Source organism: Rhodococcus sp. FH8 (assembly GCF_019266085.1).
Classification (GTDB): domain Bacteria; phylum Actinomycetota; class Actinomycetes; order Mycobacteriales; family Mycobacteriaceae; genus Rhodococcus_F; species Rhodococcus_F qingshengii.
In genome coordinates this window covers 1-1554 of the sequence record NZ_LPNQ01000015.1, presented here as the reverse complement: position 1 = coordinate 1554, position 1554 = coordinate 1, and the positions used below count along the sequence as shown (strand labels likewise).

Genomic DNA, 1554 nt, shown 5'->3' with positions numbered 1-1554 from the left:
GTCCGGGAGGGCTTTACGGTCCAACTTCCCATGCACCGTCACCGGAAACTCCCCCAACACCACCACCACCGACGGCACCATGAACCCCGGAAGAGACCTCCGCACCCCCTCCAAGACCACCACCTCATCGACCACCACCCCCACCTCACCCACCACAAACCCCACCAAAAAATCCCCACCCACACCCGACCGCAACACCACCACCGCACCAGCCACCCCCACCTGAGCAGCCAACACCGCCTCCACCTCACCCAACTCCACCCGCTGCCCCCGCACCTTCACCTGAAAATCCGTGCGCCCCACAAACTCCAACACCCCACCACACCCCCACCGCACCACATCACCCGTCCGATACACCCGAGCACCCACCACCCCCGACACCGGATCCGCCACAAACCGACCCACCGTCAAATCCACACGACCCTCATACCCCCGAGCCACCTGCACCCCACCCACATACAACTCCCCCACCACACCCACCGGAACCGGCCGCAACCGCGAATCCAACACCAACACCCGCGTATTCCACACCGGCCGACCAATCGGAACACCCACCCCCACAACACCCTCCACCACATGAAACGTCACATCCACCGACGCCTCCGTCGGCCCGTACAAATTCACCAACTCCGCACCACACACCCCCGCAAACCGCCCCGCCAACACCGACGACAACCCCTCACCCGACACAAACACCCGACGCAAACCCGAACACCCCACCCCCAACTCCCCCACGCTCAACTCCCCCACGAACACCTCCAACATCGACGGCACAAAATGCACCACCGACACCCCCCACCGCTCGATCACACCCACCAAATACACCGGATCACGATGCCCACCCGGATCCGCCACCACCAACCGCGCACCCACCATCAACGGCCAAAACAACTCCCACACCGACACATCGAACGACACCGGCGTCTTCTGCAACACCACATCCCCCACACCCAACGGAAACTCCCCCTGCATCCACAACAACCGATTCACCACCCCCGCATGCGACACCACCACCCCCTTCGGACGACCCGTCGACCCCGACGTGAACATCACATACACCGCATGCTCAGGCAACAACACCCCCAACCGATCCCCCACCCCCACCGGACCACCCGAAAACCCCGAAACATCAACACAACCCACATCAACAAACCCCACCCCCACCGGCAAACACCCACCATCACCAACCCGCGACAACACCACCACCGGATCCACCACCCCCACCACAAACCCCACCCGCTCCACCGGCGCACCCACATCCACCGGAACGAACACCCCACCAGCCCGCACCACCGCAAACACCGCCACCAACAACTCCACCGACCGCGACAACGCCACACACACCCGCGACTCCGGACCCACCCCCAACGAAATCAACAACCGCGCAAAACGATTCACCCGAACATCGAACTCACCCCACGACAACACCACCCCACCACACACCAACCCCCCACCACCCACACCAGCAAACCGCCCATCCAACACATCCACCAACGTCAAACCCCCCACCACAACCCCCACACCATCCCAACCACCCACCACCAACCCACGCTC

The 1554-nt window shown here is 63.3% G+C and carries 1 protein-coding gene; it reads right to left on the bottom strand.

Features of this window, described 5'->3' with window-relative positions:
* A partial coding sequence (locus ATN38_RS00095) for an amino acid adenylation domain-containing protein (protein ID WP_037127572.1) occupies positions 1 to 1554 on the bottom strand: 1554 nt, incomplete at both ends.